This is a genomic window from Streptomyces sp. NBC_01166, assembly GCF_045039765.1.
Taxonomy (GTDB): domain Bacteria; phylum Actinomycetota; class Actinomycetes; order Streptomycetales; family Streptomycetaceae; genus Streptomyces.
Map to the genome: position 1 here is coordinate 877,747 of NZ_CP108613.1, position 25,287 is coordinate 903,033.

Below are 25,287 nucleotides of genomic sequence, written 5' to 3' on the forward strand. Positions count from 1 at the left end.
CAGGATGGAGGCATCAGCCATCCACGGGAGCGGGACATGAGTCATCAGGTGACGAACAACCGGCAGTTGCGCACTCTGGCACGACTGACCTTCGGCAACACGGCTTCGCGGATATACCTCGGTCTCGTACTGGCGGCCTCGGTGTTCGTCGCGGTGGACACCCTGTTCGTGTCCCACGAGGACGCCTCGTTCGCCGGTGTCTGGGTGTTCTTCCTCGCCGCCCCGACCGTGTTCGTGTTCCTCCTCGGCAGCTCGATGGCCGGCGCGGACTTCGGGGGCCCAGCCTGGTTCATCTATCTCGCGCTGGTCGTGTCGGTGCTCGTGCAGGCCTGTGCGCTGGGCTGGTTCTCACGGCTGCTGCTCCGCGGGCCCCGCCGGGGCGGTTCCGCACACCCCCAGGGCGCCTGACGCCGCTCTGGCACAATCGCCGGCGTGGAGACCACCGAGCACCTGACAGCCCTTACCGCTGAAGGCCACGCCCTCGCTCGCGCCGCACGCGAGGCGGGGACGGACACCCCGGTCCCGACCTGCCCGGGATGGCGGGTGCGCGACCCCCTCGAGCACACCTCCATGGTCCACCGCTGGGCCACCGCGTTCGTCGTCGACGGGCACCGGACGTACCGCCCGGCGGCCGACGAGCCCGAACTGGACGGCGAAGCACTGCTCGACCGTTTCACCGAGGGCCACCGCCTGCTTGTCGACGCGCTCCGGACCGCACCGGACGGCCTGGAGTGCTGGACGGTCTTTCCCTCCCAGGCCCCGCTCGCGTTCTGGGCGCGCCGCCAGGCGCACGAGACCAGAATCCACCGGGTGGACGCGGAGTCGGCGCGGGGCGGCCCCCTCACCCCCGTGACACCGCCGCACGCGGTGGACGGCATCGACGAGCTTCTGGCCGGCTTCCACGCCCGCGCAAAGAGCCGTGTCCGTACGGAGTCCCCGCGCACTCTCCGGGTGCGGGCCGTGGACACGGACGCGGTGTGGACCGTACGTCTGTCGGCCGATCCGCCGCTCACGGTGCGCGGGGCCGCCGCCCTGGAGACACCGGCCGACTGCACGCTCAGCGGCACGGCCGAGGAGCTCTACCCGGGGCTGTGGAACCGCGTCCCGCTGTCGTCCGTCGGCTTGTCCGGGGACCCAGGGTTCGTCGCGCTGTGGGAGGAGAACTCCGCCGTCGTCTGGTCGTGAGCGGGGCCGGGTCCGCTCAGCCCCCCGGCCTGTCCGCTTCCCGGTCCTGTCCGGCGCCAGGGTGGTTGAGCATCCGGGAGAGCACCGCCCGCTGGAGGGGCCTGGCCTCGGTATGGCGGGCCCGGCCGGTCTCCGTCAGCTCGACACGCACACCGCGGCGGTCCTCGCTGCACATCGCGCGGCGCACGAGGCCGTCCCTCTCGAGCCGCGCGACGAGACGCGACAGCGCGCTCTGGCTGAGATGGACCCGCGAAGCGATCTCCTGAACGCGGAGGCAGCCGTCGCCGCCCTCCGCACCGGCTTCCGCGAGGATGTCCAGGACCTCGAAGTCACTGGCTCCCAGGCCGTGCCGGTCCAGCGCCCGGTCCAGCTCACCCAGGGTCCTGGCGTGCAGCGCGAGCATCTCGCGCCACTCGCCGACGAGCGCCTGCTCGGACTTCTTCGCTGCCATGACCGCACGCTAGCAGAGGGGGGAACCATTCATGCACACACATTAAATGCATACGCATCAGAACATTCCGAGTCGGATCCGGGGCCGGCGGGAAGCGGCGGGAAGACGCGGGGAACTGCCGAAATCGCGCGGAAACGCAGCCTTGCCGTCGGCCACGACTCCTGTGACACTTCGGACATGTCGCGACGCACTCAGGCGGAACGGGACGCCATGACCGTGGAGATCGGGTACGCCCTGGTCAGCGGAGCCGTGGTCGCCGCGGCCACCTTCGCCGGGGTCTGCCTCCCCGCGCTGCTCCTCCACCTGCCGGCCGGTGCGGAACGCGTGCTGTTCCGGTTGGGGGCTGTGCTCGGCGCGCTGGTGTTCGCCCTCCGGATGGTGCACGTGCTCCGGCACTTCCCCCGCACGGCCGAGGAGCGGCGCCTGCCGGTCGTTCAGCCGAGCCAGCCGGGCCGCACGAGCCCCGACTCATAGGCCAGTACGACGAGTTGGGCCCTGTCCCGGGTGCCCAGCTTGACCATGGCGCGGCTGACGTGGGTCTTCGCGGTGAGCGGGCTGACGACGAGCCTGCGGGCGATCTCCTCGTTGGTGAGGCCGATGCCGACCAGGGCCATGACCTCCCGCTCACGTTCGGTGAGTTCGTCCAGGACCGTCGCCGCCGCGGGCGCCTTGGAGCGGGCCGCGAACTCCGCGATGAGCCGCCGGGTGACTCCCGGCGACAGCAGGGCGTCCCCGGCCACCACCGCACGGACCGCGCGCAGCAGTTCGTCCGGTTCGGTGTCCTTGACCAGGAATCCGGAGGCTCCGGACCGGATCGCCTCGAAGACGTACTCGTCGAGTTCGAAGGTGGTGAGCATGACCACCTTCACCTCGTGGAGGGCCGGGTCGTCGGTGATCGCCCGGGTCGCCGCCAGACCGTCCAGCTTCGGCATCCGGATGTCCATGAGCACGGTGTCGGGGCGCAGTTCGCGCACGAGGCGTACGGCCTCCGCCCCGTCGGCGGCCTCACCGGCCACCTCGATGTCCGGCTGGGCGTCCAGAAGCGCCCGGAACCCTGCCCGTACCAGCAACTGGTCGTCGGCGAGCAGTACGCGGATCACGTCGTTCCCTCCGTTCCCGTCTCGTCCCGTGCGGCGGGCCCGCCCCGGCCGGGCCGCAGGGGGAGTTCCGCCGTGACGCGGAATCCGCCGTCGGGACGAGGGCCCGCGTCGATCGTGCCACCCAGGGCCGCGGCCCGCTCCCGCATGCCGATGAGTCCGTTGCCGCTGCCTCCGGCGTCGTCGCCCGTGGCCGGCCCCTCGTCGTCGACCAGCAGTCCGAGGTGTTCGCGACCGTACGCGATCCGGACACGTGCGGTACGCGATCCCGAGTGCCGCACCACATTCGTCAGAGCCTCCTGCACGATGCGGAAGGCGGCGAGGTCGGTACCGGGCGGAACCGGCCCCCGGGCACCGTCCGTTTCGACGGTCACGGTGAGCCCCGCTCCTGCGGCCTGGTCGACCAGCTCGGGCAAGCGGTCCAGGCCTGGGGCCGGAGCCCGGGGGGCGTCGCCGGGGGTCCGGAGGTTCTCCAGCACCTGACGCACCTCGCCGAGCGCCTCCTTGCTGGCGGACTTGATCGTGGTGAGTGCCGTACGGGCCTGTTCGGGATCGGAGTCGAGCAGGGCCAGCCCGACCCCGGCCTGCACGTTGATGACGGAAATGCTGTGGGCCAGGACGTCGTGGAGTTCGCGGGCCATGCGCAGCCGCTCCTCGTCGGCCCGTCGTTTCTCCGCGGCCTCCCGCTCCGCCCTGGCCGCCGCCCACTGCTCACGGCGCACCCGGAGGAGTTCGGCCGCGGCGACGACGGCCACGACCCAGGCGGTGATGAACGCCTCCTGGGCCCAGGGAGCCGGGCCGTCGCCGTCCGGCGGCAGCCATCGGTACAGCCAGTGCGCGACCAGCAGGTGCCCCGCCCACAGGGTGCCCAGCGACCACCATGCCGCCTTGCGGTGGCCCGCCACGATGGCACTGAAGCAGCCGACGGCGACGGCGAGGAAGACCGGGCCGTACGGATACCCGAGGCCGAGATAGACGAGCGTGGCGACGGACGTGCCGGCCACCGCGACGACAGGGTGGCGGTGGCGCACGAGCAGCACGGCGACCGCGGCGAGGAGCAGCAGCCGGGCGGCGAGGCCGAGCGGTTCGCGGTCCTGGCCGTGCGCGGCGACAGTGGTGCCCACCATCACGATCACGCCGACGACGACGGTCGACGGCCATGGCAGCCGGTCGCCGCGCCGTCCCCGGCCGGCGAACCTCCCCAGGCCGCCGGGCCCCTCCCCGCCGTCGTACCGTCCGCGCCACGGGAGGCCGTGGCCGGCCCGTCGGCCTCCCGGCCCGGGGCGGGGGCCGGCCGCCGCACTCTGGTGCGCTCGCTGATCCTGCATACCGGCCACGCTAGACGCGCGAACCCCCGGCGCACGTCAGCCGGGCGTGGTGATCCCACGTACTCCCTGCGGAGTACCCGCCCGGGGCGCCGCCCCGGCCTCTCCGCCCCGCGCCTGCGCGCCCGGGGGGATACACGGCCGCCCCCGCCCCTCGTCAGCCTCCGGCGCCCCGGGCTCCGGAGTGCCGGCCGTCCAGCAGGCCGACCGAACGCCCGAGCTCCTGAACAGCGTGCCGGAAGAACTGTTCGCGTGCCTCGACCACGCGGTTGAACTGACCGAAGAGTTCGAAGGAGATCAGCCCGAAGAGCTGCGCCCACGCGGCGACCAGGGCCACCACGACGGCGGGCGGCAGGTCCTCGGCCAGGTCGGCCGCCATCCGCGCGCCCTCGGTGCGCAGTCCGGCATCCTGCGGGGGGACGGCGAGGCCCTCGGCGAGGTAGGCGTCGCGTACGAGACCAATCAGGGCTTGGCCCACGCGTGAGGCGGGGCCGACGGTGTCCTGCGGGGCGGTGTAGCCGGGGACCGGCGAGCCGAAGATCAGCGCGTACTCATGGGGGTGGGCCAGGGCCCAGTCGCGTACGGCGCAGCCGACGGCCAGCCAGCGGGCCGGGTGGGGGACGGCCGGGAGGCCTGCCTTGCCGCGCGCCGCCGTCTCCGCGGCTTCGCCCACCGCGTCGTAGGCGTCGACGATGAGCGCCGTCAGCAGGTCGTCGCGGCTGGGGAAGTAGCGGTAGAGCGCGGAGGACACCATGCCGAGCTCGCGGGCGACGGCACGCAGGGAGAGCTTCGCGGCGCCTTCGGCGGCGAGCTGTCTCCTGGCCTCGTCCTTGATGGCCGCGGTGACTTCGATGCGGGCGCGTTCTCGGGCTCCTCGAATGGTGCTCATCGGTTCAGTCTGCCATGCGATCGGAGCAGTGAACAAAAACGAGAGCACTGCTCTTGCTTTGGTGCGCCGCACTCGTGCACACTGATCTCAAGCGAGAGCACCGCTCTCCCAACGGCACTCGATGGCAGGAGCCACCCATGTCGCAGCAGCCGTACTACCTCCAGGCCAACGCCTTCGCCCAGCGGATGAACGGTGTCGTCGGCTGGCTCGCACGGCACGGCGTCAGCCTCCTCGGCTCCGCCGAGATGTCGGTACGGGGCCGTAAGAGCGGCCGGATGCAGCGCATCCCCGTCAACCCCCACCGCCACGACGGCGTCCAGTACCTGGTCTCCGCCCGCGGCCACTCCCAGTGGGTGCGCAACATGCGCGTGGCCGGAGGCGGAGAGCTGAAGGTCGGCCGGAAGGTCCGTGCCTTCACCGCCGTGGAGATCCCGGACGACGAGCAGAAGGTGCGGATCGTCCGCGCCTATCTGAAGCGCTGGGGCTGGGAGGTCAACCAGTACTTCCAGGGCATCACGGTGAAGTCGACCGACGCCGAGCTCCTGGCCGCCTGCCCCGACCACCCGGTCTTCCGGATCACGGTCGAGAGCTGACCCCGCCCGCCCCCTGGCGGTCCATCACATGCATCGCCCGCTGCGCCAGCGGATGCGTACGGACCAGCTCGGCCAGTGACGTCGTCCCCCGGGTGACCCCCGCGAACGCGTTCCAGGCAGGGCGGAAGCCCGTCAGCACCGCGTGCAGGATCCCCGGGCGCCGCTCGAACAGCCTGAGCATGCGGCGTCCGACACTCATCTCCACACCCAGCCCCGCCTTGATCGCGAAAGCGTAGTTGAGCGCCTGCCGGCGGGCGTCGACCGCGTCGTGCGCCTCCGCGATCCGCACGGCCCATTCGCCCGCGAGCCGCCCGGACCGCAGTGCGAAGGAGATGCCCTCCCTGGTCCAGGGTTCCAGCAGCCCGGCCGCGTCGCCGCAGACCACGACCCGTCCGCGGGAGAGCGGCGAGTCGTCGCTGCGGCACCGGGTCAGATGGCCTGAGGAGACAGTGGGCTCGAACCCGGCGAGGCCCAGCCGTCCGACGAAGTCCTCCAGATACCGCTTGGTCCCCGCACCGTCGCCGCGCGCCGAGATGACGCCGACGGTCAGCGTGTCGCCCTTGGGGAAGACCCAGCCGTAACTCCCGGGCATCGGGCCCCAGTCGATGAGCACCCGGCCCGCCCAGTCCTCGGCGACCGTCTCCGGGACGGGGATCTCCACCTCGAGCCCGAGGTCCACCTGGTCGAGCTTCACGCCGACATGAGCCCCTATGCGGCCGGCGCTGCCGTCCGCGCCGACGACGGCCCGGGCGAGCACCGTCTCCCCGCCGGCCAGCACGACGGCGACCGTACGCCGGTCGGGCACGGCCGTGCCGTGCTGCTCCACCCGCGTCACCGCCACGCCCGTGCGCAGCTCGGCACCGGCCTTCTGGGCCTCTTCCACCAGACCGGCGTCGAACTCCGGCCGGTTGATCAGCCCGAAGAGCATCCGCTTGGACCTGCGGGTGCGCGACAGCTTCCCGTTGAGCGAGAAGGTGACCGCGTGGATCCGGTCCTTCAGGGGGAGTTCGAACCCGGGGGGCAGGGAGTCCCGCGAGTACCCGATGATTCCACCGCCGCACGTCTTGTAGCGGGGGATCTCCGCCTTCTCCAGCAACAGCACCCGACGGCCTGCGACAGCCGCCGCGTACGCCGCGGAAGCTCCGGCCGGGCCCGCGCCGACCACGACGACGTCCCATACCGAGGACTCCTGCGGTACCGACGACGTCTCATCCGGCTCACGTCCGGCGTCTGCGTTCTCGCTGCTCACGATGTGCTTCTGCTCCTGATCCGACCAGTGGCCCCAGCTGCTCACGGCATCCTACGGCGCGCCGTGGCCGAACTCCGCTGTGGGAGGATCAGCCATGAATTCGTTGTACACGTGTCGCCGCGTCCACGGCGTCGCCCCCGGCCGCGTACACACCGCGCCATAGTCCTAACGTCGCACCCACGAGGAGCGTGCCCATGACCGCCCGTCCGATTTCAGAGACCGTCGCCTCGCTGATGCCCCGCGCGAAAGCGGAGCTCGCCGAGCTGGTGGCCTTCCGGTCGGTGGCGGACCCCGCACAGTTCCCCCGGAGCGAGTGCGAGGCGGCGGCAGGCTGGGTCGCGGACGCGCTGCGCGCCGAGGGCTTCCAGGACGTCGCGCTGCTCGACACCCCCGACGGAACCCAGTCGGTGTACGGCTACCTGCCGGGCCCGCCCGGATCGCCCACGGTGCTGCTCTACGCGCACTACGACGTGCAGCCGCCGCTGGACGAGTCCGCCTGGCTCTCCCCTCCGTTCGAGCTGACCGAGCGCGACGGCCGCTGGTTCGGCCGGGGTACCGCGGACTGCAAGGGCGGCTTCATCATGCACCTGCTCGCGGTGCGCGCCCTCATGGCGAACGGCGGCGTGCCGGTGTCCGTCAAGGTGATCGCGGAGGGCTCGGAGGAGCAGGGCACGGGCGGCCTCGAACGGTACGCCGAGGCGCACCCGGAGCTGCTGGCCGCCGACTCGATCGTCATCGGTGACGCGGGCAACTTCCGCGTCGGGCTGCCCACCGTCACCGCGACGCTGCGCGGTATGACCATGCTGCGGGTGCGGCTCGACACCCTCGAAGGGAACCTGCACTCCGGACAGTTCGGCGGCGCGGCACCCGACGCGCTGGCCGCGATGATCCAGCTGCTGGCGTCCCTGCGGGACGAGGACGGCACGACCACGGTCGACGGACTCACGGCCGACGCGGAGTGGGACGGGCTGCAGTACCCGGAGAGCGAGTTCCGCGGCGACGCCAAGGTGCTCGACGGCGTGGGGCTCATCGGCACGGGTACGGTCGCCGACCGCATCTGGGCGCGGCCCGCGGTGACCGTCATCGGCATCGACTGCCCGCCGGTGGTGGGAGCCACTCCGTCGCTCCAGGCGAGCGCCCGGGCGCAGATCAGTCTGCGGGTGCCGCCGGGCCACGACGCCTCCGAGGCGACGAAGCTGCTGACCGCCCACCTCGAGTCGCACGCCCCCTGGGGAGCACGCGTCTCCGTCGAACAGGTCGGCCAGGGACAGCCGTTCCGCGCCGACGTCACCAGCCCCGCCTACGCGTCGATGGCCGAGGCCATGCGGCTCGCCTACCCGGGTGAGGAGATGCAGGCCTCCGGCATGGGGGGCTCCATCCCGCTCTGCAACACCCTGGCCGCGCTGTACCCCCAGGCGGAGATCCTGCTCATCGGGCTGAGCGAGCCCGAGGCCCAGATCCACGCGGTGAACGAGAGCGTGTCCCCCGAGGAGCTGGAGCGGCTCTCGGTCGCCGAGGCGCTCTTCCTGCGGAACTACGCGGAGTCCAGGAACGGCTGAGGGCCGCGCCCGCCCCCGTACGCGCTGAGCGGAGTCGCCCGGAGCAGAACTCCGGGCGGCGGGCCGCCCGCCGTCCGTACGTTGACCGTATGGACCGTGTCGAGGTACTTCCGCAGCTGCACATGTTCCGCTTCCCGATCGGCCAGGCGTATCTCTGGCGTGACGGCGCGGACCTGACATTGATCGACGCCGGTGATGTGCACGCGGCGGCCGCCGTCGAGGACGGCATACGGGGCCTCGGTGCGGACCCGGCCGGGATCCGGCGGATCGTCCTCACCCACGGCCACCCCGACCACTACGGCGCCGCCCAGGAGCTGGCGGACAGATACGGCGCCGAGATCCTGGCGCACCGGCTGGACGCCCCGGTGGTCCGGGGCGAGGAGCGCATGCCCGATCCCGACCTGCACGACTGGGAACGGCCCCTGTACGCCCATGCGCTGACGGTCCCCGAGGCGCCGCCCACCCGGGTCGACCGCGAGCTGGAGGACGGCGACGAGCTCCCGTTCGGGGGCGGGGCACGGGTGGTCCACTCCCCCGGTCACACCCCCGGCTCGATCGGCGTGCACCTGCCCCGCCACGACGTGCTGTTCACCGGGGACACCGTGGCGGGGGTGGACCGGGTGATGCCGGGTGTGTTCAACACCGACCACGCACAGGTACGGGCGTCCTTCCGCCGACTGGCCGCCCTCCGTCCGGTCGTCGCCTGCTTCGGCCACGGTGACCCGCTCACCACCGACGCGGCGTCCGTCCTGCGGGCCGCCGCGCGGTGAACGGCGGCCCGCAGGACGCTATCGGCCGCCCACGGGCACTCCGGCCTCCAGATTCAGCACGGTGGACCGCTCGCGGGCGCGCAGCGCCCAGCGGAGCCTCTCGAAGCGGGTCGGCGGCAGCAGGCCGGCCGCCTCCTCCTCGGTGACGAACCGCCAGCCACGCAGCTCCGAACCCGGCAGCAGCAGCCGCGCGGCGTCCTCGCCCCGCAGCCGGCCGCCGTCGAACAGGAAGCGCAGTCCTCCGTACGCGGGCGGCTTCGGCGCCTCCCAGTCGATCACCAGAAGCCCCGGCACCGTGCCCAGGTGGAGCCCCAGCTCCTCGGCGACCTCTCGTATCCCGGCCTGGGCGGGAGCCTCTCCGGGTTCCACCACGCCGCCGGGGAACTCCCAGCCGGGTTTGTAGGTGGGGTCGACGAGCAGCACCCGGTCCTGCTCGTCGAAGAGCAGCACCCCGGAGGCGACGGTCTCCGCACGCGGTTCGGGGGTCTGGACTATGCCGCACTCCCTGGCCTCGCCGGTGCGCAGTGCTTCGGCAATCCGCTGGGCCGTCTCGTAAGGGGTGAGGGCGCTGGTGTCGATGGTGTGGGCGTCGGCGGTGATCCATCCGAGGGCCGCCCGGTAGGGCTCGATGTGCTCGTAGGCCCATTGCCGGACGCGCTCACTGTGCTCGGGATCGTCGGCGAATTCCTCGCGCTGGGCGATCCGGCTCCGCAGGATCGTTTCCTCAGGTGAGAGCAGTACATGACGCACCGGTATGCGCCGGGAGGCGAGCCCGCCGAATATCTCGTCGCGGTACTCCTGCCTCAGCAGTGTCATCGGCACGACCAGTACCCCGGAGAGTTCCGCGAGAAGCGCGGCGGCCGTGTCGACCACCAGGCGCCGCCATATCGGCAGGTCCTGGAAGTCGGTCACCTCGGCTAGCTTCTTCTGGGGCAGTAGCCGACGCAGTCCCCCGCCGGTCAGTCCGGGGTCGTAGAAGGTGCTGTTCGGGATCAGATCGATCAGTTCGCACGCGGCGCTGGTCTTGCCCGCACTGAACGCACCGTTGATCCAGACGATCACGGGTCCCCCTCTTCCGTAGCCCCCTGTGGCTTGCCCGCAACACCCCGCTCCGGAAACCCCGCACGGGCGACTCGGTTGCGCCGGCGCGGACGCCGGGGGCGTCCCACTGTACGAGCCGGGCCCGGCGCACCGCCGTAACGAGTGACGGCCGGACGTCGTTGGAGCGGACAGTCACTGGAACGACGAGGGGATGCGCGGTGCGCCGCACGGTACTGGGGCAGTTTCCCGCTGGAGGGCCACGGGGCAGCCGGCCCGCCGAGGAGTTCGCCGCCGCCCGCCGCGGGGAGGGCATGGCCGCCGAGGTGGTGATGGACCTGGAGCAGGACGCCTTCCTGGTGGTGGCGCCTCGGCAGCCGACGGACAGGGGCCGCTGACCGGGCGGCCCTGTCCCTACGGGGTGGCTACGGCCCGTACGCCGTTCGAGGTGACGTGGCGGACCGTCGAGGCCGCGGCGGCCGCACCGACCAGTCCCGCGTCGGTGCCCATCACCGCGGAGGTCACGGTGAGGTCCTGGACGAAGGACAGCGTGGCGTAGTCGCGCAGGGACCTGCGCAGCGGCGCGAAGAGCACCTCGCCCGCTCCCGCCACTCCCCCGCCGATCACGGCGATGTCGATGTCCGTCAGGGTGGCGGTGGCGGCGATCCCGGCGGCGAGAGCCTGGGCGGCCCGCTCGAAGGAAGCGGCGGCGACCGGGTCCCCCGCCCGCGCGGCGGCGGCCACCGCGGCGGCCGTGGCATCACCGTCCGGGCCGGGGCGCCAGCCGTTCTCCAGGGCCCGCCGGGCGATGTTCGGCCCGCTGGCGATGCGCTCCACGCAGCCGCGCGCGCCGCAGGGGCAGGGGTCGCCGTCCAGATCGACACTGATGTGCCCGATGTGACCGGCGTTGCCCGAGGGGCCCGGGTACAGCTTTCCGCCGAGTACGAGACCGCCGCCGACTCCGGTGGAGACGACCAGGCACAGCGCGTTGTCATAACCCCGGGCGGCGCCCAGCCAGTGTTCGGCCGCCGTCATCGCGACCCCGTCGCCGACGAGCGTGACCGGCAGCCCGCCGGTCGCCGCGGCCACCCGGTCCACCAGCGGGAAGCCGCGCCAGCCAGGGACATTGACCGGGCTGACCGTGCCCGCCGAGGCGTCGACGGGCCCCGCACTCCCGATGCCGACCGCACGCGTCCGGTGCCACAGCGGCGAGGCCGCCAGCTCCGTCAGGACGTCGCTCACCGCACCCATCACGGCCTCGGCGCCCTCGCGGGCCGGGGTGGGGCGCTGCGCCCGTACGAGAAGGGATCCGCCGCCGTCCACCAACGCCCCGGCGATCTTGGTACCGCCGATGTCGAGCGCGGTGACGAGGTCGGTATGCATCGGTGTGGACTCTCCGGAGGGGGTGAGGCGCAGGACCTGCGACTTCAGTCAGATGATGCTCCTAGTCTCCATTCTCTTGACAACGTTGTCCAGGGCCTATGCTCGACGCCACAGCATCCGGCCCGTTCCCGGCACCGCCGAAGGGGGCCGGAATCACCCGTTCCCGACGTCAGGACAGCGCACCGTGGCCGAGACCGCCCGCCATTCCGAGTCCCGCTACGGCAACAGGCCGACCATGAAGGACGTGGCAGCCCGTGCCGGAGTAGGCCTCAAGACGGTCTCACGCGTGGTGAACAGCGAGCCCGGAGTCACCCCCGACACCGAACGCCGCGTCCAGGAGGCGATCGAGGCGCTCGGATTCCGCCGCAACGACAGCGCGCGCGTCCTGCGCAAGGGCCGAACCGCGTCGATCGGCCTCGTGCTGGAGGACCTCGCGGACCCCTTCTACGGCCCGCTGAGCCGCGCCGTCGAGGAGGTGGCCCGCGCCCATGGCGCGCTGCTGATCAACGGCTCCAGCGCGGAGGACCCGGAGCGCGAGCAGGAGCTCGTCCTCGCGCTCTGCGCCCGCCGGGTGGACGGCCTCATCGTGATCCCGGCGGGCGACGACCACCGCTACCTGGAGCCCGAGATGAAGGCCGGCATCGCCACCGTGTTCGTCGACCGTCCGGCGGGCCGGGTCGACGCGGACATGGTCCTGTCGGACAGCTTCGGCGGGGCGCGCGCGGGCGTCGCCCACCTGGTCGCGCACGGCCATCGCAGGATCGGCTTCATCGGTGACCAGCCGCGCATCCACACCGCGACGGAACGACTGCGCGGGTACCACGCGGCCCTGGCCGACGCGGGGATCGAGGTGGAGGACGCCTGGGTCTCCCTGGGCCCGACCGACCCGGCCCGGGTCAGGTCCGCCGCCGAGGCCATGCTGGCCGGGCCCGAGCCGGTGACCGCCCTCTTCGCGGGCAACAACCGCGTGACGGTCACGGCGGTCCGCGTCCTGGCCGAGTGCGAACGCCGGATCGCCCTGGTCGGCTTCGACGACATCGAGCTGGCCGACCTGCTCGGCATCACGGTGATCTCGCAGGACGCCGCGGCGGTCGGCCGCACCGCGGCGGAGCACCTCTTCCGCCGCCTCGACGGCGCCGCTCACGCCCCTGCGCGGGTGGAGCTCCCGACGCGGCTCATCCCACGCGGCTCGGGGGAACTCCCGCCCGCGTGAACGCCCGGGGCAGGTGAGCCCCGGGCGTTCCGGACGGGAGACCTCAGGGGGCCGTCACGGTCAGCCCGCCGCGCCGGGGCGAGGCGAAGCCGTCGAGGTCCGCGCGGCTCAGGCCGGTGAGGTCCGTGACCTCCGGGGTGTCCAGGGCGCCGCAGTCGATGCCACGGAGCAGGTAGCCGCTCAGCGCCTTCGCGGTGGCGGGCTCGTCCATGACGTCCCCGCCGGCCTTGGCCACATAGGCGGCGAGCCGGGACGCGGCCTGGCCGAGGCCCTCGCGGTAGAAGCTGTAGACGGCGGCGTAGCGGGTGGGCAGGTGGCCCGGGTGCATGTCCCAGCCCTGGTAGTAGGCGCGGGCCAGAGCGCGGCGGGTGAGGCCGTAGTGCAGGCGCCAGGCGTCGTGGACCTGCTGGGCGGGGCCGACCGGAAGCACGTTCGTGGAGCCGTCGCAGACCCGCACGCCGGTGCCCGCGGCGGCGACCTGCATGACGGCCTTGGCATGGTCGGCGGCGGGATGGTCACTGGCCTGGTAGGCGGGGCTGACACCGACACAGGCGCTGTAGTCGAAGGTCCCGTAGTGCAGACCGGTCGCCCGGCCCCGGGCGGCGTCGATCATGCGGGCCACTGCGGCGGTTCCGTCGGCCGCCAGGATGGACTGGCTGGTCTCGATCTGGATCTCGAACCCGAGGCGGCCGGAGGGCAGACCGTGGGTCTCCTCGAAGGCCTCGAGCAGCCGCACGAAGGCGGTGACCTGTTCGGGGTACGTCACCTTGGGCAGCGTCAGCACGAGCCCCTCGGGGAGACCTCCTGCCCGCATCAGGCCGGTGAGGAAGATGTCCGTGGTGCGGATGCCCCGGTCACGTACGGCGGCTTCCATGCACTTCATCCGGATGCCCATGTACGGAGCCGCGGTCCCGTCGGCGTACGCCTCGGCCACCAGACGCGCCGCGCGGGCGGCGGCCTCGTCCTCCTCCGCGTCGGGGCGCGGGCCGTACCCGTCCTCGAAGTCGATGCGCAGGTCCTCGACCGGCTCGCGCTCCAGCTTGGCGCGTACGCGGTCGTGGACCGGCTCGGCGAGCTCCTGCGGGATCCCGAGGACCGAGGCGAGGGCGGTGGCGTCGGGGGCGTGCTCGTCCAGCGCCGCAATCGCCTGGTCACCCCAGGTGCGGAGGGTCGTGGGGGTGAAGCTGTCCGCGGGCACGTAGACGGTGTGGACGGGCTGACGCGTGCCGGGGTCTCCTGGGTACCGGCGGGCCAGTTCGGCGTCCACCGATGTGAGGGAGGCGCTGATCTCCTCACCGACCGTGCCGGCGAGGCTCGTTGCCACCTTCTCCTGCTGACCCATGACCGTACCCTCCACGTATTCAGTAATTCCGCTTCCCGGAATCTTTCATCCGCATAGTGAAGTTATAAGTCTCCCGGCCCTGCGTCAATGGTGGTCGGAAACAGCCCGGGGCCGCGCGGTGAGAACACCACGCGGCCCCGGGCCGTCGTACGGGCAGAGCTCCTGCCGGGTCAGCCCTTGCGGGTCTTGACCTCGTCGGTGAGCTGCGGGACGACGTCGAAGAGGTCGCCGACGACGCCGTAGTCGACGAGGTCGAAGATCGGGGCTTCGGCGTCCTTGTTGACCGCGACGATGGTCTTCGAGGTCTGCATGCCGGCCCGGTGCTGGATCGCGCCGGAGATGCCCGAGGCGATGTACAGCTGCGGGGACACGCTCTTGCCGGTCTGGCCGACCTGGTTGGTGTGCGGGTACCAGCCGGCGTCGACCGCGGCACGCGAGGCACCGACGGCCGCACCGAGGGAGTCGGCGAGCGCCTCGATGATCGCGAAGTTCTCGGCGCCGTTGACGCCGCGTCCGCCGGAGACGACGATCGCGGCCTCGGTCAGCTCCGGACGGCCGGTCGACTCACGCGGGGTGCGCGAGAGGACCTTGGTGCCGGTGGCCGTGGCGGAGAAGGAGACCGTGAGGGCCTCGACGGCACCGGCGGCCGGGGCGGCCTCGACGGCGGCCGAGTTCGGCTTGACCGTGATGACCGGAGTGCCCTTGGAGACACGGGACTTGGTGGTGTACGAGGCGGCGAACGCCGACTGCGTCGCGACCGGGCCCGAGTCACCGGCCTCCAGGTCCACGGCGTCGGTGATGATGCCGGATCCGATGCGCAGCGCGAGGCGGGCCGCGATCTCCTTGGCCTCGGCCGAGGAGGGCAGCAGCACGGCGGCCGGGGAGACCGCGTCGTACGCGGCCTGGAGCGCGTCCACCTTCGGTACGACGAGGTAGTCGGCGAACTCCGGCGCGTCGGCGGTCAGTACCTTGACCGCACCGTGCTCGGCGAGCGCGGCGGCGGTGTCGGCGGCACCCTTGCCGAGGGCGAGCGCGACGGGCTCGCCGATGCGGCGGGCGAGCGTCAGCAGCTCCAGGGTGGGCTTGCGGACGGCACCGTCCACGTGATCGACATAGACGAGAACTTCAGCCATGGGACTTCAATCTCCTGCGTGCGAAAGAGGCGGGGCGGCGATGGGGACGGGCGGGGCTCAGATGAACTTCTGGCCCGCGAGGAACTCGGCCAGCTGCTTGCCGCCCTCGCCCTCGTCCTTGACGATCGTGCCCGCGGTGCGGGCGGGACGCTCGGCCGCGGAGTCGACCGCGGTCCAGGAGCCGCCCAGGCCGACCTCGTCCGCCTCGATCTCAAGGTCCTCGAGGTCCAGCGACTCGACCGGCTTCTTCTTCGCCGCCATGATGCCCTTGAACGACGGGTAGCGGGCCTCGCCCGACTGGTCGGTCACCGAGACCACGGCCGGCAGGGACGCCTCGAGCTGCTCGGACGCGGAGTCGCCGTCACGGCGGCCCTTGACCGTGCCGCCGTCGACCGAGACCTCGGAGAGCAGCGTGACCTGCGGGACGCCGAGGCGCTCCGCGAGCAGAGCCGGGAGCACGCCCATGGTGCCGTCCGTCGACGCCATGCCGCAGATGACCAGGTCGTAACCGGTCTTCTCGACAGCCTTGGCCAGGACCAGGGAGGTACCGATGACGTCGGTACCGTGCAGGTCGTCGTCCTCGACGTGGACGGCCTTGTCGGCGCCCATCGACAGCGCCTTGCGCAGCGCGTCCTTGGCGTCCTCGGGGCCCACCGTGAGCACGGTGATCTCCGCGTCGTCCGCCTCGTCGGCGATCTGCAGCGCCTGCTCGACCGCGTACTCGTCGAGCTCCGACAGCAGACCGTCGACGTCGTCACGGTCCAGGGTCAGGTCATCGGCGAAGTGCCGGTCGCCGGTGGCGTCGGGCACGTACTTCACACAGACAACGATCCTCAAGCTCACGCCGGCTCTCCTACTGCATCGTCATTTCTGGGCTGCCTTGTTGCACGCAGCATAGGCGCCTTATCGGGCGGTTTCCGGTCGGGGCGACCCGGCTCCCGGCCAAAATATTACTCGCCAGTACACCCAGTACATTACCCATAAGCAAGCGCTTGGAACTGTGACGTAGCCAACGAGGTCGGCTCCGGCACCGCCTTGCTCGCCCTCAGTCTCGCAGAGCCGTGAAACGCCCCTGGTGGTAGACCAGCGGCCTGCCGCCCCGCGACGGGTCCCCGGCCACGGCCTCGGCGATCACGATGCGGTGGTCCCCCGCCGGGATCCGGGCCACCACCCGGCAGACCAGCCAGGCGACCACACCCCCGAGCAGGGGCACCCCCTCGGGGCCCCTGCTCCAGTCGGTGGAGGGGCCGAACCGGTCGGCGCCGCTGCGGGCGAACGTCGCGGCGAGCTCCTGCTGGTCCTCGCCGAGTATGTGCACGCCCACGTGCTCCGCCTCCGCGACCACGGGCCAGCTGGAGGACGAGGTGCCCACACCGAAGGAGACGAGCGGGGGCTCGGCGGCGACGGAGTTGAGCGAGGTGGCGGTGAAGCCGACCGGCCCCGCGCCCGCGGCGGTGATCACCGCGACCCCGGCGGCGTGCCGACGGAAGACGGAGCGGAGGAGTTCGGGGGAAGCCGTCCGGGTGGTGCCGAGATCGGGCGAGGCCGTCATGGGGTGTCCTTCTGCGAGGGGGCGGTACGGGGCGTGGGGTCTTCAGGCACCCGGACAGCGCGCACTCGCGTGGCGCACGAGGTCGACATGGACCCGGCCGAAAAGAAGGAGTTCTGGCGGCATAACGTCAGAGTGACGATGCGTGGTGTACACAGTCAAGTGCGTCCCGTCATGTGGGAGATGCGTCACGGTCCGTCACATCGCCTGCCCCAGAGCGGCGACGACATCCGCCGCACGCGGCTGCCCCGCCGCCCGGCGGACGATGCGGCCCGCCGCGTCGAGCACCAGGACCGTGGGGGTCCGGCTGATGCCGAGGCTGCGCACGAGCGCGAGATGCGCCTCGGCGTCGATCTCGACATGGGCGACGCCGTCGACCATCCCGGCCACCTCCGCGAGGGTGCGCCTGGTGGCGCGGCACGGCTGGCAGAACGCGGTCGAGAACTGCACGAGAGTCGCCCGATCCCCCAGTTCCGCGCCGAGTTGGGCCGCGTCCAGCGTGCCCGCGTCCGTCCGCCCGTCCATCCCGGCCTCCCTCTCAGAGCTCTGCGCAAAGGGTCAGCGCCCTGCGACCTCATTACATTCCCGGATGATTCACGTGACGAGAATCTCTCGCGCCGGGCCCTTTGGGGCTGGCCACGGCGTCGCGCATGGGGCACGATCGCCCCAATGCCGAAAACCTACGGCTGCGTAACTTCCGCCGGGAGAACCCTCCCCAGGCATTGAAGAAGGGTCTTCATCCAGATGGCAGAGCTCGTCTATCGGCCGGTCATCGGCGCCGCTCGCACGCTGTTCAAGGCGCTCGACCTGAAGATCGACACCCAGGGTTCGGAGCACATCCCGAAGACCGGTGGCGCGGTTCTGGTCAGCAACCACATCAGCTATCTGGACTTCATCTTCACCGGGCTCGGCGCCCTGCCCCAGAAGCGGCTCGTCCGCTTCATGGCGAAGGAGTCGGTGTTCCGCCACAAGGTGTCGGGACCGCTGATGCGCGGCATGAAGCACATCCCCGTCGACCGTAACCAGGGCGAGGACGCCTACGCGCACGCGCTCGCGTCGCTGCGCGCGGGCGAGATCGTCGGAGTGTTCCCCGAGGCGACGATCTCCCAGTCCTTCACGCTGAAGAGCTTCAAGTCGGGCGCCGCGCGCCTCGCCCAGGAGGCGGGCGTGCCGCTGGTCCCGATGGCGCTGTGGGGTACCCAGCGACTGTGGACCAAGGGGCGCCCGCGCAATTTCCGGCGCAGCCACACCCCGATCACGATTCGCGTGGGCGAGGCCCTGGAGGCCCCCACCGACCAGTACGCGGGTGCGATCACCCGCCGGCTGCGTGAACGCGTCCAGGAGCTCCTCGAGGCGGCACAGCGCGCCTACCCGGTGCGCCCCAAGGACGCGGCCGACACCTGGTGGGTGCCGGCGCACCTCGGCGGTACGGCTCCGACGCCCGCGGAGGCTCGCGAACTCGGCTGATCCTCCGCGCGTCGGAGGGAAGGTCACGCCGGGTCGTGGAGGGTGATCCGTACTCCGGGGCTGATCTTCTCGAGCGACTCGGCGAGTTCGGCGGCCGCGGCCCCGAGCTCCGGCGCCGTCACGGGAGCGAGGCCCTCCAGAAGGAAGACGGCGTTGACCGATTCCTCGGTGAGACGGGTGCGTGTGCCCTGGCGCCAGTTCCAGCGCCTGCAGGTGACGCACTCGTCGTCACGCCAGACGACCTCCCCGGGGTCGGGGTGCTCCACGACCTCCTCGCCGCCCGCGACCGTGGGGAACGGGTCCAGGCCGGTGGAGCGCACCAGCCTCATGGCGCCGCTGATGCGGTCGGTGTCCTCTCCGCCGACCGGGATCAGATGGGCGACACTGACCGCGTTGTAGAGATCGACCAGCCGGTTGATGCGGGGCAGCCCGGCCTCGGTGAGGGCGCGCCTCGCGAGGGCTTCGGCGGAGTTGCGGGTCCGGGAGGGCTTGGCGCCGAAGGCCGTGTACATCTCACGCCAGGCGGCCACATGCGGGTCCTCGTGCGGCGCCCGGCCGCAGAGCCGCTCGGTGAGCCTTCGGGTCGCGTCGTCGAGCAGCGCCGAACTCTCGTCGTCGCTGGGGCCGTTGACGAGGCCGTGCGCCTCGACGGCGATGTGGGTGAAGCCGGGGGCGAGGCTGCGGACCTCGTCGGAGACCGTGATCGTCAGGGTCATCTTCTGCAGTGCTCCGGTGCGGGTTTCGGGGACATGGCCGGGCTCAGAGCGTGGCCGGAAGGTTCCGGCCCAGCTCCGCGCGGTCGCGTGAGCTCCGCAGGGCATGGAGAGTCGCCGCGTGCGGTACTGCATATACTACCGGATAGTCCATTTCATTGAACTCCGGCCGCGGTACCCAGGCCAGCCGCTCCTCGCCGGCCGAGAACCGGGCGTCGACTCCGCCCACGTTCCCGCGCGGATCCTGCCGCACCCACCGCTCCCACCCGGGCAGCCGCACCGCGACCAAGCCGTGGATGACGAGGTCCGTGCCGTCACTCCCGGCGAGCCGCTGGTAGCAGAGGCCGGCATGGATGCCCGCGGCCCGCAGCAGCGCGGTCAGGGCGTGCGACTTCGCGTAACAGATACCGGTGCGGGCGGCCAGGACGTCGGACGCACGCCAGGTGACCCGCGGATCTCCCGTGTCCATCGAGTGCGGGATGGTGTCGCGCACGAACGCGAAGGCCGCCGAAGCGTATGCGTATGCGTCGACCGTCTCGGCGCCGAGACGCTCGGACGTCTCCCGCACGAGGGGATGACGGTGGTCGATGACCTCATCCTCGGCCAGATAGGCGGAGATGTCCGAGTCGTGCTGGATCAGCTTCATGCCCGGGGAGCGTAGCGATGCGGCCGACCGGACGCAATACAATTCCGATCGGCCGCATAAGTATGTGGCTGCTACTGCCGGGCCATCTCCTCCTTGAGCGCCAGAACGAAGGAGTCGACGTCGTCCTCACGAGTGTCGAAGGCACACATCCAGCGGACGTCTCCCGCCTTCTCGTCCCAGAAGTAGAACCTGAACCGCTTCTGCAGCCGTTCGGTCACCTCGTGCGGCAGCCTCGCGAAGACGGCGTTGGCCTGCACCGGGTAGAGGATCTCCACCCCGTCCACCGTCCGGACCCCGTCGGCGAGCCGCTGGGCCATGGCGTTGGCGTGGCGCGCGTTGCGCAGCCAGAGATCCCGCGCGAGCAGCGCCTCGAGCTGGACCGAGACGAAGCGCATCTTGGAGGCGAGCTGCATCGACAGCTTGCGCAGATGCTTCATGGCCCGGACCGCGTCCGGGTTCAGGACGACCACGGCCTCACCGAAGAGCGCGCCGTTCTTGGTGCCGCCGAAGGACAGGACGTCCACGCCGACCGTGTTGGTGAACGTACGCATCGGCACGTCCAGCGATGCCGCGGCGTTGGCTATCCGGGCGCCGTCGAGGTGCACCTTCATGCCCCGCTCGTGGGCGTGCTCGCAGATGGCGCGGATCTCGGCGGGCGTGTAGACGGTGCCGAGCTCCGTGTTCTGGGTGATCGAGACGACCTGCGGCATCGCCCGGTGCTCGTCGTCCCAGCCGTACGCCTCCCGGTCGATGAGCTCCGGTGTGAGCTTGCCGTCCGGGGTCGGGACGGTGAGCAGCTTCAGCCCGCCCACCCGCTCCGGCGCCCCGCCCTCGTCCACGTTGATGTGGGCGGACTCGGCACAGATCACCGCGCCCCAGCGGTCGGTCAGCGCCTGGAGGGCGACGACGTTGGCTCCGGTGCCGTTGAAGACCGGGAAGGCCTCGGCGGTGGGACCGAAGTGGCTGTGCATGATCCGCTGGAGGTGTCCGGTGTAGTCGTCCTCGCCGTAGGCGACCTGGTGGCCGCCGTTGGCGAGGGCGAGGGCAGCGAGGACCTCAGGGTGCGCGCCGGCGTAGTTGTCACTGGCGAAACCGCGCACCTGCGGGTCGTGATGACGTCGCGCGTCGGTCCTTACGGTTGCGGGGTCAGCCACAGACGCTTTCCGTTCACTTCTCCGGCGGGCATGTCCCAGACTCCGGCGATGGCATCGGCCAGCTCCGTGACGTCCGTGAAGCCCGCGAACTTCGCATTCGGGCGCTCGGCGCGCATCGCGTCGTGCACCAGTGCCTTGACGACCAGGATCGCAGCAGCCGACGTCGGGCCCGCTTCGCCCCCCGCCTTTCGGAAGGCGTCCGCCAGGGCGAGCGTCCAGGCCTCGGCCGCCGCCTTGGACGCGGCGTAGGCGGCGTTGCCTGCGGTGGGGGCGCCGGCTCCGGCCGCGCTGATCAGCACGTACCGGCCGCGGTCGCTGCGCTGGAGGACCTCGTGGAAGGCGAGCGAGGTGGACTGGACCGTGCGGATCAGCAGCTTCTCCAGGTAGTCCCAGTCGGCCAGGCTGGTGTCCGCGAAGCCGGAGCCGCCGCGCCAGCCTCCGACGAGATGCACCAGTCCGTCGACGCGGCCGAACTCCTTCTCCGTCTTGAGGGCCCACTCCCGCGCGGCCGCCGGATCGAGGAGGTCGACCGTGTCGCCGGTGACGGTCGCTCCCCCGTGGGCGTAACGCGCGGCGTCGACCGCTTCCACGAGCCGCTCGGGGTTCGCGTCGGAGGCGACCACGGTCGCCCCCGCCTCCGCGAGCCTGAGCAGGGTGGCGCGGCCCGCCGGCCCCGCCGCTCCGGCCACCGCGATCACGGCGCCCTCGAGCACACCGTTGTCGTCCCTGCCTGTTCCGTTCATCGCCACCGCCTCCTCAGAACCCGCGCTCACGCAGCTGCCCGCCCGGCGTCCGCCGCGGTGATCCCCTTGGTGGAGGCGATCACATGCTTCAGCTTCTTCGAGAGCGCCTCATAGAACATGCTCAGGGGAAACTCGTCCGGAAGCACGTCGTCGACGAGCTTACGAGGCGGTTGGTTCAGGTCCAGGGCATCCGGGCCCTTGGCCCAGCGGGATCCCGGGTGGGGTGCGAGATAGGTCGCGACAAGGTCGTACGCCGCGAACCAGTGCACGAGCTTCGGGCGGTCGATGCCGTCGCGGTAGAGCTTCTCGATCTCACCGCAGAGCTGGTTGGTGACCTCGGGGGCGCGGGCCCAGTCGATCTTGAGCGTGTTGTCGGTCCAGCGGACGACGTCGTGCTTGTGGAGGTAGGCGAAGAGCAGCTGACCGCCCAGGCCGTCGTAGTTCCGCACACGCTCGCCGGTGACGGGGAAGCGGAACATCCGGTCGAAGAGCACGGCGAACTGGACGTCGCGGCCCTGGCCGAAGCCGTCGGCCTCCAGCTTCACCGCCTCCCGGAAGGCGGTGAGGTCGCAGCGCAGCTCCTCCAGCCCGTACATCCAGAACGGCTGACGCTGCTTGATCATGAACGGGTCGAACGGAAGGTCGCCGTGGCTGTGGGTGCGGTCATGGACCATGTCCCAGAGCACGAACGCCTGCTCGCACCGCTTCTGGTCGCCGATCATCTCGCGGACGTCGTCGGGCAGCTCGACGCCCAGCAGGTCGACGGAGGCCTCGGTCACGCGGCGGAAGCGGGCGGCCTCACGGTCGCAGAAGATGCCGCCCCAGCTGAAGCGCTCCGGCGCCTCGCGTACGGCGATGGTCTCGGGGAAGAGCACGGCGGAGTTGGTGTCGTAACCCGAGGTGAAGTCCTCGAAGGTGATGCCGCAGAACATCGGGTTGTCGTAGCGCGTGGCCTCGAGGTCGGCGAGCCACTCGGGCCACACCATCCGCAGCACGACGGCTTCGAGATTGCGGTCCGGATTGCCGTTCTGCGTGTACATCGCGAACACGACCAGGTGCTGGAGGCCGTCCGCGCGGCTCCTGGCGGGCTGGAAGGCGAGCAGGGAGTCGAGGAAGTCCGGGACACCGAACCCGTCCGCGGCCCAGCGGCGCAGGTCGGTGACGAGCGCGCGGTGGTAGGCGTGGTCGTGCGGGAGCAGCGGGGAGAGCTGCTCGACCGCGGTGACGACGCGCTCGATGACGGCCCCGGCCGTTTCGGCCGAGGGCGCGCCCTCGGACCCGAAGTCGATGGAGCCGTCCTTGGACTGCCAGGGGCGGAGCTCCTCCACGGCACTCTTGAGCGCCGGCCAGGCAGGGTGCTCCACGACCCGCTGGGCAGAAGCTATCGCGCCGGTGGCGGCGGCGTGCTCAAGAATTTCCGTCATAACACTTCCTTCACGGGAGAACCTCGCGTCAAGCAACCGTATCCATCCACGGCTCCATCAGACAAGTGGAGGGCAGCAAATCATCCTGCCGACTCACATTTTCACCGTTATTTTTCCTGCCACACCTCCATGCGACAACTTCTTCCGCCGGACTGGCAGGGCAGGGGCCGTCCTGCACGGGAGAACTGGTTCCCTGGGGGTAGGAGCCGCACGCGGGGCGTACACGACGGACGGAAGCGGGAGTGCCTTGACTTTTCTCACCATCGGTCATCGCGGTGTCATGGGTGTCGAGCCGGAGAACACACTGCGTTCGTTCGCGCACGCGGAGCAGGCCGGCATGGACGCCGTCGAACTGGATCTCCACCTGAGCAAGGACGGCGCGCTCGCCGTGATGCACGACGCCGCCGTGGACCGCACGACGGACGGGCGGGGGCTGATCGCCGAGAAGACGCTGGCGGAGCTCCGCGAGCTCGACGCCGGGCAGGGCGAACGGGTGCCGGTTTTCGAGGAGGTGCTCGACGCCATCGGCTCGCCCGTCCAGGCCGAGATCAAGGACGTGGCGGCGGCGAGGGCACTGGCCGAGGTGATGCTGCGACGTGATCTGGCCGCCCGCGTAGAGGTCTCCTCGTTCCACGACGAGGCGGTCGCCGAGATCGCGCAGCTCGTCCCGGGCGTACGCACGGTGCTCATCGCCAGTCACTGGGAGGGCGATGTGGTGGACCGGGCGAAGGCGGTGGGCGCGGCGACGCTCGCCCTGAATATCCGCCGCCTCACCCTCGAGGTCGTCGAGCACGCCCACGCGGAAGGGCTGAAGGTGATCGGCTGGGTGGTCAACACCCCCGACCACCTGCGCCTTGTCCGCGCACTGGGCCTGGACGGCGCGACGACCGACTATCCGGAGATCCGGCGCGCAGGGCGCTTCACCGCCTGAGGCACCCCGCGCGCATCCCGTTTCCCGTGCCCTACAGCTCCTTGACCAGGAGCTCGAAGGCGAGATCGTCGCGCTGCGGGATGCCGAAACGCTCGTCGCCGTACGGGAAGGGCGTGAGCTCTCCCGTACGGCGGTAGCCCCGGCGCTCGTACCAGGCGATCAGGTCCTCGCGGACCGAGATCACCGTCATGTGCATCTCGCTCACACCCCATTCCTCCCGGGCCGTGCGCTCCGCCTCGGCGATGATGACCTTGCCGAGGCCCGCGCCCTGCAGCTCCGGCTTCACCGCGAACATGCCGAAGTACGCGGCCTGCCCACGGTGTTCGAGCTGGCAGCAGGCGACCGGCCCGCCGTCCTGCTCGGCTATGAGGACCCGGCCCCCGGGGACCGCGAGCACCTCGCGCACCCCGTCGGCGTCCGTGCGCTGCCCCTGGAGAATGTCCGCCTCGGTGGTCCATCCGGTCCGGCTCTCGTCGCCCCGGTAGGCGGACTCGACGAGTCGCACGAGGAGCGGCACGTCGTCGCCGGTCGCGTCGCGGAAGGTGAGTGACCGTGCCGTGGCCGGTGCGCTGTCCATGTGGTTCTTCTCCGGTCCTGTGCTGCCGACGGTGTTTTCCAGAGACTAACCCGCCCCCCCGCCGCGCCCCCGCAGGTTCTGGCGCGCTCCCCCAGTACCCCAATGCGCCCCGGTAGGAGCGGTCGGTACGGGGCATCGATGGGACGACACCGGCGTGATTCGCCGTAGGGGGAGGTGCACCGTGCACGGACCGGCGCTGTCCGGCTGGCTGCTCATGGTGTTGTGCGGGGCCACGGGGGCGTACTGCCTGCTGCGGACCCGCGACGGCACGGAGCGGGAACGCAGATCGGCGCGCGCCGAGGCGCTGATGGGGTTCGGTATGGCCGCGATGGCCGTGCCCGCGGCCCTGCTCACGCTCCCGGAGTGGACGTGGTTGGTGTACGCGGTGGTGTTCGGCGCAGCCGCGCTGCAGGCGGTCGTGTACGCCAGGAGCGGCGGTCACCATCTGCACCATCTGGTCGGCTCGCTGGCCATGGTCTACATGGCCGTGGCCATGGCCCCGGGAGCCGCCCATGCCACGGGAGGCGGCCACGCGGGCCACGGAGCGGGCACGGCCGGGGGCATTCCCGTGCTGACCGGAGCGCTGCTCGTCTACTACGCGCTCTACGTCCTGCACTCGGCGGGGCAGCTGATACCTGCCCCCACGCCCGTCGGCGTGACGGCCGGCGGGGGCGGTGGCGGCCACACCGGCATGACGGCGGCCCCGCCCTGGGGCGCGCGGCCGGAACTGGCCCTGGCGTGCAGGCTCACCATGGGGATAGCCATGTTCGCCATGCTGCTCACGCTGTGAGGCGGCCCGGCCCCGCGCCGTGTCGTACGTCACTTGGCGCGCGCGGCCATACCCGTGGGTACCACG

At 71.4% G+C, this 25,287-nt stretch carries 29 protein-coding genes; 11 read left to right on the top strand and 18 right to left on the bottom strand.

Annotation, left to right across the window (positions count from 1 at the left end; translation table 11 throughout):
• Nucleotides 1-36: 36 nt before the first annotated feature.
• Complete coding sequence (locus OG379_RS04235) at nt 37-408, top strand: SCO4225 family membrane protein (protein ID WP_405659426.1); 372 nt, start codon at nt 37-39, stop codon at nt 406-408.
• 24 nt (nt 409-432) lie between these two features.
• Entirely contained in the window at nt 433-1,185 is a 753-nt protein-coding gene (locus tag OG379_RS04240) for a maleylpyruvate isomerase family mycothiol-dependent enzyme (protein WP_405659428.1), read from the top strand.
• A gap of 16 nt (nt 1,186-1,201) precedes the next feature.
• Here OG379_RS04240 and OG379_RS04245 read toward each other — a convergent pair whose 3' ends face one another.
• On the bottom strand, nt 1,202-1,636 hold the full coding sequence (locus OG379_RS04245) for a MarR family transcriptional regulator (protein WP_405659430.1): 435 nt from the start codon (nt 1,634-1,636) through the stop codon (nt 1,202-1,204).
• Nucleotides 1,637-1,813: 177 nt separating this feature from the next.
• On the opposite strand from OG379_RS04245, the gene OG379_RS04250 reads away from it, so the two are divergent.
• A complete protein-coding gene (locus OG379_RS04250; protein ID WP_405659432.1) occupies nt 1,814-2,110 on the top strand; it encodes a DUF6332 family protein in 297 nt (98 codons plus the stop codon).
• Here the strand turns inward: OG379_RS04250 and OG379_RS04255 are convergent.
• The 3 genes from OG379_RS04255 to OG379_RS04265 form a co-directional block, all read right to left on the bottom strand.
• Entirely contained in the window at nt 2,071-2,736 is a 666-nt protein-coding gene (locus OG379_RS04255) for a response regulator (RefSeq protein ID WP_393766733.1), read from the bottom strand. The genes OG379_RS04250 and OG379_RS04255 overlap by 40 nt on opposite strands.
• On the bottom strand, nt 2,733-4,061 hold the full coding sequence (locus OG379_RS04260; RefSeq protein ID WP_405659434.1) for a sensor histidine kinase: 1,329 nt from the start codon (nt 4,059-4,061) through the stop codon (nt 2,733-2,735). Before OG379_RS04260 ends, OG379_RS04255 begins: the two co-directional genes overlap by 4 nt.
• A 154-nt stretch (nt 4,062-4,215) precedes the next feature.
• Nucleotides 4,216-4,947 carry a TetR/AcrR family transcriptional regulator gene (locus OG379_RS04265; RefSeq protein ID WP_405659436.1) on the bottom strand — a complete coding sequence of 244 codons (732 nt, stop codon included), beginning with the start codon at nt 4,945-4,947 and terminating at the stop codon, nt 4,216-4,218.
• A gap of 137 nt (nt 4,948-5,084) precedes the next feature.
• Here OG379_RS04265 and OG379_RS04270 point away from each other — a divergent pair, with 137 nt between their 5' ends.
• Nucleotides 5,085-5,540 (top strand): nitroreductase family deazaflavin-dependent oxidoreductase, encoded by a 456-nt coding sequence (locus OG379_RS04270; RefSeq protein WP_405659438.1) that lies wholly within the window; start codon nt 5,085-5,087, stop codon nt 5,538-5,540.
• On the opposite strand, the gene OG379_RS04275 is transcribed toward OG379_RS04270, so the two are convergent.
• Nucleotides 5,524-6,789, bottom strand: coding sequence for a geranylgeranyl reductase family protein (locus OG379_RS04275; protein WP_405659441.1), 1,266 nt, complete (start codon nt 6,787-6,789; stop codon nt 5,524-5,526). The two genes, OG379_RS04270 and OG379_RS04275, sit on opposite strands and share 17 nt — an antisense overlap.
• 194 nt (nt 6,790-6,983) lie before the next feature.
• Between OG379_RS04275 and OG379_RS04280 the strand changes: the two genes are divergently transcribed.
• Nucleotides 6,984-8,348, top strand: a complete 1,365-nt coding sequence (locus tag OG379_RS04280) for a dipeptidase (RefSeq protein ID WP_405659443.1) — start codon at nt 6,984-6,986, stop codon at nt 8,346-8,348.
• A gap of 89 nt (nt 8,349-8,437) precedes the next feature.
• Nucleotides 8,438-9,118 (top strand): MBL fold metallo-hydrolase, encoded by a 681-nt coding sequence (locus tag OG379_RS04285; RefSeq protein ID WP_405659445.1) that lies wholly within the window; start codon nt 8,438-8,440, stop codon nt 9,116-9,118.
• An 18-nt stretch (nt 9,119-9,136) separates the two neighbouring features.
• Here the strand turns inward: OG379_RS04285 and OG379_RS04290 are convergent, their stop codons facing one another.
• Nucleotides 9,137-10,180, bottom strand: a complete 1,044-nt coding sequence (locus OG379_RS04290) for an NUDIX domain-containing protein (protein WP_405659447.1) — start codon at nt 10,178-10,180, stop codon at nt 9,137-9,139.
• A 197-nt stretch (nt 10,181-10,377) separates the two neighbouring features.
• On the opposite strand from OG379_RS04290, the gene OG379_RS04295 reads away from it, so the two are divergent.
• Nucleotides 10,378-10,554 carry a hypothetical protein gene (locus OG379_RS04295; RefSeq protein WP_405659449.1) on the top strand — a complete coding sequence of 59 codons (177 nt, stop codon included), beginning with the start codon at nt 10,378-10,380 and terminating at the stop codon, nt 10,552-10,554.
• A 16-nt stretch (nt 10,555-10,570) separates the two neighbouring features.
• Here OG379_RS04295 and OG379_RS04300 read toward each other — a convergent pair whose 3' ends face one another.
• On the bottom strand, nt 10,571-11,539 hold the full coding sequence (locus tag OG379_RS04300; RefSeq protein WP_405659451.1) for an ROK family protein: 969 nt from the start codon (nt 11,537-11,539) through the stop codon (nt 10,571-10,573).
• Between the two features lie 184 nt (nt 11,540-11,723).
• Between OG379_RS04300 and OG379_RS04305 the strand changes: the two genes are divergently transcribed.
• Nucleotides 11,724-12,752 (top strand): LacI family DNA-binding transcriptional regulator, encoded by a 1,029-nt coding sequence (locus OG379_RS04305; RefSeq protein WP_104790888.1) that lies wholly within the window; start codon nt 11,724-11,726, stop codon nt 12,750-12,752.
• A gap of 43 nt (nt 12,753-12,795) precedes the next feature.
• On the opposite strand, the gene OG379_RS04310 is transcribed toward OG379_RS04305, so the two are convergent.
• The 5 genes from OG379_RS04310 to OG379_RS04330 all read right to left on the bottom strand — a co-directional run bounded on the left by OG379_RS04310 (nt 12,796) and on the right by OG379_RS04330 (nt 17,301).
• Entirely contained in the window at nt 12,796-14,094 is a 1,299-nt protein-coding gene (locus OG379_RS04310; RefSeq protein ID WP_405659453.1) for a DUF6986 family protein, read from the bottom strand.
• Nucleotides 14,095-14,264: 170 nt separating this feature from the next.
• Nucleotides 14,265-15,227, bottom strand: a complete 963-nt coding sequence (locus tag OG379_RS04315; RefSeq protein ID WP_393766744.1) for an electron transfer flavoprotein subunit alpha/FixB family protein — start codon at nt 15,225-15,227, stop codon at nt 14,265-14,267.
• Between the two features lie 57 nt (nt 15,228-15,284).
• Complete coding sequence (locus OG379_RS04320; RefSeq protein WP_033305351.1) at nt 15,285-16,070, bottom strand: electron transfer flavoprotein subunit beta/FixA family protein; 786 nt, start codon at nt 16,068-16,070, stop codon at nt 15,285-15,287.
• Between the two features lie 202 nt (nt 16,071-16,272).
• A complete protein-coding gene (locus OG379_RS04325) occupies nt 16,273-16,779 on the bottom strand; it encodes a flavin reductase family protein (protein WP_405659456.1) in 507 nt (168 codons plus the stop codon).
• Between the two features lie 195 nt (nt 16,780-16,974).
• Nucleotides 16,975-17,301, bottom strand: coding sequence for a TlpA family protein disulfide reductase (locus tag OG379_RS04330; RefSeq protein WP_393766746.1), 327 nt, complete (start codon nt 17,299-17,301; stop codon nt 16,975-16,977).
• Between the two features lie 219 nt (nt 17,302-17,520).
• Between OG379_RS04330 and OG379_RS04335 the strand changes: the two genes are divergently transcribed.
• Complete coding sequence (locus OG379_RS04335; protein WP_362929856.1) at nt 17,521-18,243, top strand: lysophospholipid acyltransferase family protein; 723 nt, start codon at nt 17,521-17,523, stop codon at nt 18,241-18,243.
• A gap of 23 nt (nt 18,244-18,266) precedes the next feature.
• Here OG379_RS04335 and OG379_RS04340 read toward each other — a convergent pair whose 3' ends face one another.
• From OG379_RS04340 to OG379_RS04360, 5 genes are all read right to left on the bottom strand, one after another.
• On the bottom strand, nt 18,267-18,959 hold the full coding sequence (locus OG379_RS04340; RefSeq protein ID WP_405659459.1) for a B3/4 domain-containing protein: 693 nt from the start codon (nt 18,957-18,959) through the stop codon (nt 18,267-18,269).
• Nucleotides 18,960-19,002: 43 nt separating this feature from the next.
• Nucleotides 19,003-19,602, bottom strand: a complete 600-nt coding sequence (locus OG379_RS04345) for a transglutaminase family protein (RefSeq protein WP_405659461.1) — start codon at nt 19,600-19,602, stop codon at nt 19,003-19,005.
• A 71-nt stretch (nt 19,603-19,673) separates the two neighbouring features.
• On the bottom strand, nt 19,674-20,756 hold the full coding sequence (locus OG379_RS04350) for a threonine aldolase family protein (RefSeq protein WP_405659464.1): 1,083 nt from the start codon (nt 20,754-20,756) through the stop codon (nt 19,674-19,676).
• Nucleotides 20,735-21,499, bottom strand: coding sequence for an SDR family NAD(P)-dependent oxidoreductase (locus OG379_RS04355; protein ID WP_405659466.1), 765 nt, complete (start codon nt 21,497-21,499; stop codon nt 20,735-20,737). Before OG379_RS04355 ends, OG379_RS04350 begins: the two co-directional genes overlap by 22 nt.
• A gap of 26 nt (nt 21,500-21,525) precedes the next feature.
• A complete protein-coding gene (locus OG379_RS04360; RefSeq protein WP_393766751.1) occupies nt 21,526-22,923 on the bottom strand; it encodes a DUF6421 family protein in 1,398 nt (465 codons plus the stop codon).
• A gap of 280 nt (nt 22,924-23,203) precedes the next feature.
• On the opposite strand from OG379_RS04360, the gene OG379_RS04365 reads away from it, so the two are divergent.
• The gene (locus OG379_RS04365) at nt 23,204-23,854 is read left to right on the top strand and encodes a glycerophosphodiester phosphodiesterase (protein WP_393766767.1); all 651 of its coding nucleotides are present in this window, start codon (nt 23,204-23,206) and stop codon (nt 23,852-23,854) included.
• Between the two features lie 31 nt (nt 23,855-23,885).
• Here the strand turns inward: OG379_RS04365 and OG379_RS04370 are convergent, their stop codons facing one another.
• Nucleotides 23,886-24,431, bottom strand: a complete 546-nt coding sequence (locus tag OG379_RS04370; RefSeq protein ID WP_405659467.1) for a GNAT family N-acetyltransferase — start codon at nt 24,429-24,431, stop codon at nt 23,886-23,888.
• A gap of 181 nt (nt 24,432-24,612) precedes the next feature.
• Here OG379_RS04370 and OG379_RS04375 point away from each other — a divergent pair, with 181 nt between their 5' ends.
• Nucleotides 24,613-25,221 (top strand): DUF5134 domain-containing protein, encoded by a 609-nt coding sequence (locus OG379_RS04375; protein WP_405659468.1) that lies wholly within the window; start codon nt 24,613-24,615, stop codon nt 25,219-25,221.
• Nucleotides 25,222-25,287 lie beyond the last annotated feature (66 nt).

Coding starts and splice junctions, on each gene's coding strand:
- OG379_RS04235 (WP_405659426.1), top strand. CDS start 37: ATGAGTCATCAGGTGACGAACAACCGGCAGTTGCGCACTCTGGCACGA.
- OG379_RS04245 (WP_405659430.1), bottom strand. CDS start 1,636: ATGGCAGCGAAGAAGTCCGAGCAGGCGCTCGTCGGCGAGTGGCGCGAG.
- OG379_RS04250 (WP_405659432.1), top strand. CDS start 1,814: ATGTCGCGACGCACTCAGGCGGAACGGGACGCCATGACCGTGGAGATC.
- OG379_RS04260 (WP_405659434.1), bottom strand. CDS start 4,061: ATGCAGGATCAGCGAGCGCACCAGAGTGCGGCGGCCGGCCCCCGCCCC.
- OG379_RS04265 (WP_405659436.1), bottom strand. CDS start 4,947: ATGAGCACCATTCGAGGAGCCCGAGAACGCGCCCGCATCGAAGTCACC.
- OG379_RS04270 (WP_405659438.1), top strand. CDS start 5,085: ATGTCGCAGCAGCCGTACTACCTCCAGGCCAACGCCTTCGCCCAGCGG.
- OG379_RS04280 (WP_405659443.1), top strand. CDS start 6,984: ATGACCGCCCGTCCGATTTCAGAGACCGTCGCCTCGCTGATGCCCCGC.
- OG379_RS04285 (WP_405659445.1), top strand. CDS start 8,438: ATGGACCGTGTCGAGGTACTTCCGCAGCTGCACATGTTCCGCTTCCCG.
- OG379_RS04300 (WP_405659451.1), bottom strand. CDS start 11,539: ATGCATACCGACCTCGTCACCGCGCTCGACATCGGCGGTACCAAGATC.
- OG379_RS04310 (WP_405659453.1), bottom strand. CDS start 14,094: ATGGGTCAGCAGGAGAAGGTGGCAACGAGCCTCGCCGGCACGGTCGGT.
- OG379_RS04315 (WP_393766744.1), bottom strand. CDS start 15,227: ATGGCTGAAGTTCTCGTCTATGTCGATCACGTGGACGGTGCCGTCCGC.
- OG379_RS04325 (WP_405659456.1), bottom strand. CDS start 16,779: ATGACGGCCTCGCCCGATCTCGGCACCACCCGGACGGCTTCCCCCGAA.
- OG379_RS04330 (WP_393766746.1), bottom strand. CDS start 17,301: ATGGACGGGCGGACGGACGCGGGCACGCTGGACGCGGCCCAACTCGGC.
- OG379_RS04335 (WP_362929856.1), top strand. CDS start 17,521: ATGGCAGAGCTCGTCTATCGGCCGGTCATCGGCGCCGCTCGCACGCTG.
- OG379_RS04340 (WP_405659459.1), bottom strand. CDS start 18,959: ATGACCCTGACGATCACGGTCTCCGACGAGGTCCGCAGCCTCGCCCCC.
- OG379_RS04345 (WP_405659461.1), bottom strand. CDS start 19,602: ATGAAGCTGATCCAGCACGACTCGGACATCTCCGCCTATCTGGCCGAG.
- OG379_RS04355 (WP_405659466.1), bottom strand. CDS start 21,499: ATGAACGGAACAGGCAGGGACGACAACGGTGTGCTCGAGGGCGCCGTG.
- OG379_RS04360 (WP_393766751.1), bottom strand. CDS start 22,923: ATGACGGAAATTCTTGAGCACGCCGCCGCCACCGGCGCGATAGCTTCT.
- OG379_RS04365 (WP_393766767.1), top strand. CDS start 23,204: ATGGGTGTCGAGCCGGAGAACACACTGCGTTCGTTCGCGCACGCGGAG.
- OG379_RS04370 (WP_405659467.1), bottom strand. CDS start 24,431: ATGGACAGCGCACCGGCCACGGCACGGTCACTCACCTTCCGCGACGCG.